Genomic DNA, 8,085 nt, shown 5'->3' with positions numbered 1-8,085 from the left:
ACGATATCGCCAGGCCGCGTGGTGGCGCGCAGCGCCAGCGAAATCGCTTCGATGCAGCCGTTGGTGATCAGGATGTCATCAGCGTTGATATTGCAGCCATAATCCACCGCGCGGCGTGCAATTTCATTTTTCAGCGGCGCATAGCCGGTGCCTTTCACTGTGTTGCCGAGCAGCGCCGGTTTGCTGTATCCCATCTGGCGCATCAGCAAACCAATCTTCTTCACCGGATAGAGTGAGATGTCGCCGTTAGCCAGATCCAGCCGCACGCGGCAGTCTGAACCAAGCATCGCCAGATGCAGCTCGGTTTGCTCGTCGAGCGGCGCCACTTCGCGCGCTTGCTCGTTGATGACGGTGGGAAACGTTTTATTAGCAGGTCGCGGGGCGACAAAAAAACCGGACTTAGGACGCGCCACCGCGTAGTGCTCATCCTCAAGGGTACGTAATGTTTTCAGCGCGGTGGTCATGCTGACGCTGTACTGCGTCGCCAGCGTGCGCACCGACGGTAAACGGCTGTCGGGCGGCAGCGAGCCGCTGTGAATGGCTTGTTTTATCTGCTCTGCGATTTGACGGTAACGACTGCCCTGTTCCGTTTCACCCGCCATCTGTTCCACCCTATTTCGTCCGGATCTGTGCGTTTTCACCAGATTACATTCAAAGTACTTTAGGCTGCATTAGTTAATTGATAACCATACGCATTAGTTGCAGTGCCGCTTCCGACTAAAAAATTCATTCCGTAGCACCTTCGTGGCCCATTTCCCGTCTGTTGCCGCCAGCACGGCAGCAGCGACTTTATTAGCCAAAGGATGAAGTGAAAAATGAATAATCTGTCCACCATGATGCGAGAGATTAGTGGATATCTCACCCCCACGATTATCGATTCAGCGCAACACTGTTCACGCCGTTTATTGGCCGCACTTCCCGATGCCGCGCACCCGGAAAATAACCGCGTGCTGTTGGCCTACGGCGGCGGCAAAGACAGCAGCTATATGGTGGCGTACGTACGCTACATTCAGGGGCTGATCTGGCAGCAGCACGGCAGCACCTTTCAGCTGCGCATCAGCACCAACCGTCATGCGGCGATGAACGACAGCGTGATGGAGAATATCGATCGCGTGTATCGCGCGCTGCACATCCTCGATGATGACTTTACTGAATGTCTGGTGACCGACGGCCTGCAAATCCGCCACTTCGATCGCCATTTACCGATGCCCGACAGCGTGCGCCAGCAGAATCGCAACGATGTGCTGATGAATGGCCACCGCTTCCGCGCCGATGCGCGCTCCACCTTTTGTAACGCCTGCAATCTCAGCATGGTGAACTCGTTTGGCCTGGCGGCGCATTACGACGGCGGCGTTGATGTGATCATCACCGGCGATTCGCCGCAGGAACAAACCGCTTATCTGGCGTGGGCGCGCCATCTTTCGCGGCTTTTTGATGCGCCGGTAGCGGATAAATCGCGCGGCTTTAGCGGCTTCCTGCAGACGCTGGATGGCGTGGCCGAGCGCTATTTCGCCGATATCTACGGTGCCGATCAGGTGACGCCCGCGCACCGCATTACCTGGCAGCTGGAACGCGATCCGCTGTTCTTCAACATCTATCAAGACACCGCGTATGAAGCCGGCGCGCACTGGGCGCTGCTGACCGAATTTATGCATTTCCGCTTTGATGAACTGATGTTCAGCTTCTCCGAATCGGACTGCGGTAACCCGACGTTAATGGCACATATTCGCGGTCTGCGAGCGGAGACGCTGTTGCAGCGTAGCTACGCCGAAGGCATTCGCGAATATGTGCGCTTTGCGCTCGGGCTGATGGTGAAAAAGGATTTCCCGCCGCAGCTGATCGATGAGATGGCGGCACGCTATCAGGACGATGAGGCGATCAAGCGCGCCCGCCAGCGCGCTGCGCAGTTCGCCGAACAAGCATTTGGCCTCAATGAAACCCAACTGGTTTGCATGATCTATTCGCCGTTTATCGCCGAAGGCCATCAGCTAAAAAGCTGGCTGCAGCAGTTGGTCGATGCGCCGGACGAAGCGGCAGTGCGCGCGCTGCTGCGCGGCGAAAGCGACGATCTGTTGCTGGCGCAGCAGCTAGAGCAACTTTCTGGTTTGACCGTGGCACAGATGCGTCACTGCTGGCGCAGCGCGCAGGTGAGTTCACTGCTGGACGATCAGCGCGGCGATGCGCTTTCGCGCGTGCTGCGTTTTGACCCGCACAAAGCAGTGATTCAGGTGAATAACGGTGTGATGCAAGACGTCGTCACTGAAGTGATCTCCGGGCGTTAACCCGGTAAGGCAACGCGATGAGAAAGATTTTCCTGCAGATTGGCGCCACCCGCGACGGACAAAATCCTTACTGCGCGGTGGCCAAACGCGAGGGCTACTTTACCGTGCTGGCGGAGATGGGCGACTTCGTCGATTACCAATCGCTGAGCATCCCGTTGCCGTTCGATCTGATTGTGCGGCTCGATCGCCCGGAAAATCCGTGGGATGTGCTGCAAGCCTGTTTACATGCCGGGTTGATGGAGCATCCTCACGTGGTACTGGCCGGCTTTGAAGCCTACAACGCCAGCGCCGGTCGTGTGCGCGAACTGCTGGCGGGGCCCGATGCCGGTGTGAGCTTTATTCCGCCGGATAAGTACGCGCAGCGCATGGCGTTGCGTAAAGCCTGGCAGCGCTTTCCGCAGCCGGAGTTTCGCTTTTTTGCCTCGCCGCTCAGCATTCGGGATGCGCGTGAAGCGCTGCTCTATCCCTGCGTGATTAAGCCGGTTGATGGCGGCGGCGGGCTTGGCATCTGGCTGGTGAAAGAGGCCAGCCAGCTTGATGCGGTGATCGGCAAGCTGGTCGATACCATGAATTACGGCGGGCGCGGCTTCAGCGGATTTATCGTTGAGAGCTGGCTGGCGGGCGATGAGTATTCGCTGCAAGGCGTGGTGGCGGACGGCCACGCCGTGGCGCTGACCTGCTGCCAAAAGGTGATCGAACACCATAGCGATGCCGATGGCTGCGTCAGTTTTTACGAATCTGGTCATGTGGCGGTCGCGGCGCAGCAACTGCCCGCCAGCTTTAGCAGCCTGATGAGCTTCTGCTGCGAAACCTTCGGCTATCGTCAGGGCGCGTTTCACATCGACTTTATTTTGGTCAACGGCGAACCGCACTTCCTCGAAATGGGCTTCCGCCTTTCCGGCATGGGCGTGGTGAATCTGGTGCAGGAAGTCACCGGCATCAACTGGGCAGAAGTGGCGTTTCACATCGAAGCCGGTCACGGCATGCCGCCGCTGCATTTTCCGCCGCAGCCGCAGGCGGTGGGCCGCGTGCGTTTGCGTCAGCGCCTGCAGTATGACGCGGCTGAACGCTGGATCGAACAGCATCAACGCGGTCAGCTGTTGCCGCCGCTCAATCTGCCCGCGCTGGCGGTTTCACCGCGCTCTTCACTGTATGCCGATTTAACCCGCCACGCCGGTATTCTCGCCACCTTCCGCCTCGCCGCCACCAGCCGCGACGAAATTCTGGCGGTGTTCCATCAGATCCTTGAGGTCTCATCGCTCACCACACGGAGAGATTTACTATGTGCAGAATGATTGTGGCGCACGGCCAATTTGATGCCGCTGCGGTGCTGGACGCCGCGCGTGCCATGAGCTGCGGTGAAACCGCCACGCACGAAGGTCCGATTAAACAGCATCCCAACGGTTGGGGCTGTTTATGGCTGGAACAAGGGCACATTCGCACGCTGCACGGCACCGGCACTTTCGCCGATGCGCTGCCAACCATTGATGTTGATCGCCTGCGCGGCCGCTTTCTGGCGGTGCATGTACGCCACGCCACGCTGAGCAAAAATCACGGTATCGAATTTTCCCATCCGCTGTGGCGCACCAGCGGCGCGACGCAGTGGTACATGATGCATAACGGTTTTTTGCCCACCGTCTATCAGCAATTGGGCATGGCGGAATCGCGTTTCGATTCCGCTGAGTATCTGGAATATGTAGTGGATCGCGCCACGCCCGCCGATTTCACCCGTGATTATCTGCGCGACAAGATGGCGCAGGTCGCGCCGGGCGGCAGTTCGGCCAATGCTATTTTTGTCACGCGCGATAAAGCCTGGGCGTGGCAATGGCATCCCGACGATACGCCCTATCCCAACTATTTCACGCTGCATCGCTTACAGAACAACAACACCACATTTATCTCTTCTGAACCAATTTCAGCACTGGGCACGGCGTCTGAATGGCGTCGTATGAGTAACCATGAACTTCATGAATTTCCAATTGGGGAGTGATCAACATGGCGATTTTCAATCAGATCCGCGTTATTCATCCGAACATGTTTGTGGAAAGCACCTGGCTGGATGACATCGTCACAGCGCGCGTTCCATTGCTGGTGTTACGTAACTTCCTCACGCCGGAAGTGCGCGCAGCGGTGGTCGATGATTTGCAGCAGTGCCGCGAACAGGTGCGGGTGTCGCACTATCCGAACGGCGCGCTGACCACGCTTGGCCCTTATCTGGCGAAGCACACCGCAGCACCGGAAAACTACTTCACCGAGCTGCGCGATATCCAGCCCGCGCTACCGCCGTCGCTGCACTGCCTGCGCGATCAGATCTACAACTGGGTGAAGCACGCGCTGCGCCTGGAAAGCCTGCAAACCGCCAACGAACCTGAACTGGGCGATTACGCCGGTTCGATTGTGCGCTTCCACGCCAACGGCGTCGCCAATCCCCTGCATAACGACAACATCGTGCGCGATGCCGCTGGCAGCGGATTGGCGGTGACCCACATCCTGCATCAACTCAGCTGCGTGGTCTGTTTGCAGGAGTGCAACGCCGGCGGCGAGCTACGCATCTTCAATAAGAAGTGGCAGCCGGTGGATGAGTACTACAAAACGCCGGGCGAGCTCGGTTATCAAACCGGCGTCATCGAACACAGCGAGGTGTGCGAATTCTCACCGCGCAGTGGCGATATCTATCTGTTTAACCCTGCGTTTTATCACGAAATTGATCGCGTGGAAGGCGACACGCGCATCACCATGGGCTTCTTCTTTGGCCTGACCGACAAAAAAATGAAACACGCCATCGCCTGGAGTTAACGCCAGGTTTTCGACGAGGAGACGAGCATGAATACCTATGAAAAAGTAGCGGCCCTGCTGGATCAGCATCAGGCGCGTTATCGCGTGGTGGAGCATGAAGCCATCGGCCAGACCGACCTGATCAGCGAGATTCGCGGTAACGATCTCAATCAGGCGGCCAAAGCGATGGTGCTGGAAGTGGCGATGCCGGATGGCGCGGATGCGCGCTATCTGCTGGCGATTGTGCCGGGCGACTGCAAGATCAACTTCAAGAGCGCCGCGCGCGCCATTGGCGGCAAGAAGTCGAGTTTTGCGCCACCAGAGAAAGCGCAGGAGTTAACCCAGTGCGTAATGGGCGCGGTGCCGCCGTTTAGTTTTGATGACCGGCTGGCGCTGCGCGTCGATGCGCGCCTGCGCGACGTCGGCACGCTGTGGTTCAACGCGGGCGCACTGGATCGCTCCATTGCTTTACAGGTGGATGATTTCTTTAAGATTGTCGGTGAAGAATGTTGTGCCGAGATCGCGACACCGGTAACGGCAACTGCCTGATTACGGCAGGAAGGAATGAGTATGTCAGTTAAAGATATGTTGTTAGCCCTGCTGGTTGTGGTGGCGTGGGGCGTGAATTTTGTGGTGATTAAGCTGGGCCTGCAGGACATGCCGCCCTTCTTGCTGGCGGGGTTGCGTTTTAGCCTGGTGGCATTTCCGGCGATCTTGTTTGTGAAGCGTCCGGCGATTCCGCTGCGCTGGCTGATCGTCTACGGCATGACCATCAGCTTTGGCCAGTTCGCCTTTCTGTTCCTTGCCATCAAATTGGGCATGCCGGCAGGATTGGCGTCGCTGGTGTTACAGGCGCAGGCCTTTTTCACCTTGCTGCTGGGCGCGCTGTTCCTGGCGGAGAAGATGCGCTGGAATCACATCGCTGGCATTTTAGTGGCGACGCTCGGCATGTTTATGCTGGCGACCGCAGGCATGGCAGGCCAAACCACCGCGGGCATTACGCTCACCACCATGATGCTGACGCTGGCTGCGGCGCTGTCGTGGGGGCTCGGCAATATCACCAACAAAATCATTTTGCGTAACCGCAAAGTGCCGGTGATGTCGCTGGTAGTGTGGAGTGCGCTGGTGCCGATAGTGCCGTTTTTTGCCTGCTCGTGGCTGTTCGATGGCAAGGCGGCGATTGTCACCAGCCTGCTGCACATCTCGCTGCAAACGGTGTTGGCGCTGGTCTATCTCGCCTTTATCGCCACCATTGTCGGCTACGCGATTTGGGGTAACCTGCTGAGTCGCTATGAAACCTGGCGCGTAGCTCCGCTGTCGCTGCTGGTGCCGGTGGTGGGAATTCTCAGCGCGGCGCTGATTCTCGGTGAAACCTTGTCGATTCAACAGATGATTGGGGTTTCAGTGATCATCCTCGGCCTGCTGGTGAACGTGTTTGGCGGCATGGTCAGTCAGCGATTATTGGTGCGCACCTAAACAAAAAACGCCGCTTTTCAGCGGCGTTTTTTTCAACTCAGATCCTGATTACAGGATTTCGATACGACGCGGTTTCGCCTCTTCCGGGACGATGCGTACCAAATCGATACTCAGCAGACCATTTTCCAGACGCGCATCGCGCACCGTGATGTGATCGGCCAGCTGGAATTTGCGCTCGAAGTTGCGCTCGGCGATGCCCTGATACAGGTACTTACGCTCCGGCTGCTCTTCAGGATGCGCACCGCGCACCACCAGCACGTTGTCATGCGAGGTGATATCTAACTCGCTCTGGGCAAAGCCCGCCACGGCAATGGTGATACGGTAGAAATTCTCATCCACCAGCTCAACGTTATACGGAGGATAGCCACCATTGGCCTGGTTTTGGTTGGACTCAAGCAGGTTAAACAGGCGGTCGAAACCAATGGCAGAACGATAAAGTGGAGAGAGATCAAAATTACGCATAATAAGACTCCTGATATTCAGCAAGTTTAGGCAACCTTCCACCATGGACAGGTTGTGCAGTCCGTTGTTGTCCCTTCCGGCAACAGCAACAAGACCGTTCCTTAAAAGTGGGTGCAGCCTGGTCGCTTTCAAGGGCTGATGCGTATTTTTTTACAGCAATTCTGACGATATGACATACACTCAGGGGACGATTCGCCTGAGAAACCAAGACGCGGCCATAGAGCTTTGCTTAACGTCAGGTGACACACTCCAGCCAGGGCCATGCCATGACTGAAGGGATGATGATGATGAATATGATGAAACGCTTTCCGCTCACAGCTGTGCTGGTTTGCAGTACCTTCGTTACTTCGGGCTGCTCCAGCGTTATGTCTCACACCGGCGCCAGCCAGGGCTACTATCCCGGCACGCGCGCCAGCGCAGAGATGATCACTGACGACAATACCAGCTGGGCGATCAAGCCGCTGGCGCTGATCGATCTCCCGTTCTCAGCGGTGATGGACACCGTGCTGCTGCCGTGGGATTACTTCCGTTCTGACGACGATAAAAGTAAGGATTCTATCCACGAGCGCGTGATGCAGAGCGAAAAAATGGCTGGCACGCAATCCAGCCTGGCGACTGCAGCTGCTATGCCCGCGCAGCCGCACTAACGCAAAACAGTTGCCGCCAGCCGTCCACTTCCCGCATATAAGCGATCTTTTCTCCATCCGGCGACCAGACCACCGCATCACCGGATGGCGCTTGACCGCTACGTGGCGTTAAGCGCGTACATTTCCCCGTCGCCATCTCACAGCGCATCACACTGTTATCACAGATAAAGCTTATCGCGCCGCCTTGTGGATGCCAGCTAAACGCCGACTGAATGCTGCTCGCTAACTGCGTCACCTGACGCGGCTGACCGCCATTGGGTGAAACCGTCCACAGCTGAATCACGCCCTGATCGTCCGCCAGCAAAAAGGCGATGGCGCTGCCATCCGCGGAGGCGCGCAGCCAGTGGCGCGGTTGCAGTGCCAGGCCATGGGTGTGCGTGATGCGTCGCTGCTGCACGCCAGCTGGCGGCGCAGGCAATTTATCCGCCGTGCCCTGTAAGGGC

At 57.5% G+C, this 8,085-nt stretch carries 10 protein-coding genes; 7 read left to right on the top strand and 3 right to left on the bottom strand.

Going from position 1 to position 8,085, the window contains the following annotated elements; translation table 11 throughout:
• Nucleotides 1-602, bottom strand: a 602-nt coding sequence (locus tag RTY00_RS14870) for a GntR family transcriptional regulator (RefSeq protein ID WP_312664960.1), incomplete at its 3' end; no start/stop codon positions are given.
• Nucleotides 603-815: 213 nt separating this feature from the next.
• On the opposite strand from RTY00_RS14870, the gene RTY00_RS14865 reads away from it, so the two are divergent.
• From RTY00_RS14865 to RTY00_RS14840, 6 genes are read left to right on the top strand one after another with little or no spacing between them, the layout of a single operon-like run.
• Nucleotides 816-2,282 carry a hypothetical protein gene (locus tag RTY00_RS14865; protein WP_008105279.1) on the top strand — a complete coding sequence of 489 codons (1,467 nt, stop codon included), beginning with the start codon at nucleotides 816-818 and terminating at the stop codon, nucleotides 2,280-2,282.
• A 17-nt stretch (nucleotides 2,283-2,299) separates the two neighbouring features.
• Nucleotides 2,300-3,577 carry an acetyl-CoA carboxylase biotin carboxylase subunit family protein gene (locus RTY00_RS14860; protein WP_312664958.1) on the top strand — a complete coding sequence of 426 codons (1,278 nt, stop codon included), beginning with the start codon at nucleotides 2,300-2,302 and terminating at the stop codon, nucleotides 3,575-3,577.
• Entirely contained in the window at nucleotides 3,565-4,272 is a 708-nt protein-coding gene (locus RTY00_RS14855; RefSeq protein ID WP_008105281.1) for a class II glutamine amidotransferase, read from the top strand. The genes RTY00_RS14860 and RTY00_RS14855 overlap by 13 nt, the downstream gene beginning before the upstream one ends.
• Nucleotides 4,273-4,277: 5 nt before the next feature.
• On the top strand, nucleotides 4,278-5,078 hold the full coding sequence (locus RTY00_RS14850; RefSeq protein WP_008105282.1) for a 2OG-Fe(II) oxygenase: 801 nt from the start codon (nucleotides 4,278-4,280) through the stop codon (nucleotides 5,076-5,078).
• Between the two features lie 27 nt (nucleotides 5,079-5,105).
• Nucleotides 5,106-5,606 (top strand): YbaK/EbsC family protein, encoded by a 501-nt coding sequence (locus RTY00_RS14845; protein WP_312664957.1) that lies wholly within the window; start codon nucleotides 5,106-5,108, stop codon nucleotides 5,604-5,606.
• 21 nt (nucleotides 5,607-5,627) lie between these two features.
• On the top strand, nucleotides 5,628-6,533 hold the full coding sequence (locus RTY00_RS14840; RefSeq protein WP_312664956.1) for an EamA family transporter: 906 nt from the start codon (nucleotides 5,628-5,630) through the stop codon (nucleotides 6,531-6,533).
• Nucleotides 6,534-6,581: 48 nt separating this feature from the next.
• Here the strand turns inward: RTY00_RS14840 and ibpA are convergent, their stop codons facing one another.
• Nucleotides 6,582-6,995, bottom strand: coding sequence for a small heat shock chaperone IbpA (gene ibpA / locus RTY00_RS14835; RefSeq protein WP_008105285.1), 414 nt, complete (start codon nucleotides 6,993-6,995; stop codon nucleotides 6,582-6,584).
• Nucleotides 6,996-7,282: 287 nt separating this feature from the next.
• On the opposite strand from ibpA, the gene RTY00_RS14830 reads away from it, so the two are divergent.
• Nucleotides 7,283-7,642: a YceK/YidQ family lipoprotein gene (locus tag RTY00_RS14830; RefSeq protein WP_061720068.1), complete on the top strand. Its 360-nt coding sequence runs from the start codon at nucleotides 7,283-7,285 to the stop codon at nucleotides 7,640-7,642.
• Here RTY00_RS14830 and RTY00_RS14825 read toward each other — a convergent pair.
• Nucleotides 7,620-8,085, bottom strand: a 466-nt coding sequence (locus RTY00_RS14825) for a TolB family protein (RefSeq protein WP_409519142.1), incomplete at its 5' end; no start/stop codon positions are given. The two genes, RTY00_RS14830 and RTY00_RS14825, sit on opposite strands and share 23 nt — an antisense overlap.

The sequence above is a fragment of the Pantoea sp. CTOTU49201 genome (assembly GCF_032054795.1).
Lineage (GTDB): Bacteria > Pseudomonadota > Gammaproteobacteria > Enterobacterales > Enterobacteriaceae > Pantoea > Pantoea symbiotica.
This window is presented reverse-complemented; position numbering and strand designations above follow the sequence as displayed.

Excerpts from the sequence above, each read along its gene's own strand:
- RTY00_RS14865 (WP_008105279.1), top strand. The coding sequence starts at position 816 with ATGAATAATCTGTCCACCATGATGCGAGAGATTAGTGGATATCTCACC.
- RTY00_RS14860 (WP_312664958.1), top strand. The coding sequence starts at position 2,300 with ATGAGAAAGATTTTCCTGCAGATTGGCGCCACCCGCGACGGACAAAAT.
- RTY00_RS14855 (WP_008105281.1), top strand. The coding sequence starts at position 3,565 with ATGTGCAGAATGATTGTGGCGCACGGCCAATTTGATGCCGCTGCGGTG.
- RTY00_RS14850 (WP_008105282.1), top strand. The coding sequence starts at position 4,278 with ATGGCGATTTTCAATCAGATCCGCGTTATTCATCCGAACATGTTTGTG.
- RTY00_RS14845 (WP_312664957.1), top strand. The coding sequence starts at position 5,106 with ATGAATACCTATGAAAAAGTAGCGGCCCTGCTGGATCAGCATCAGGCG.
- RTY00_RS14840 (WP_312664956.1), top strand. The coding sequence starts at position 5,628 with ATGTCAGTTAAAGATATGTTGTTAGCCCTGCTGGTTGTGGTGGCGTGG.
- ibpA (WP_008105285.1), bottom strand. The coding sequence starts at position 6,995 with ATGCGTAATTTTGATCTCTCTCCACTTTATCGTTCTGCCATTGGTTTC.
- RTY00_RS14830 (WP_061720068.1), top strand. The coding sequence starts at position 7,283 with ATGAATATGATGAAACGCTTTCCGCTCACAGCTGTGCTGGTTTGCAGT.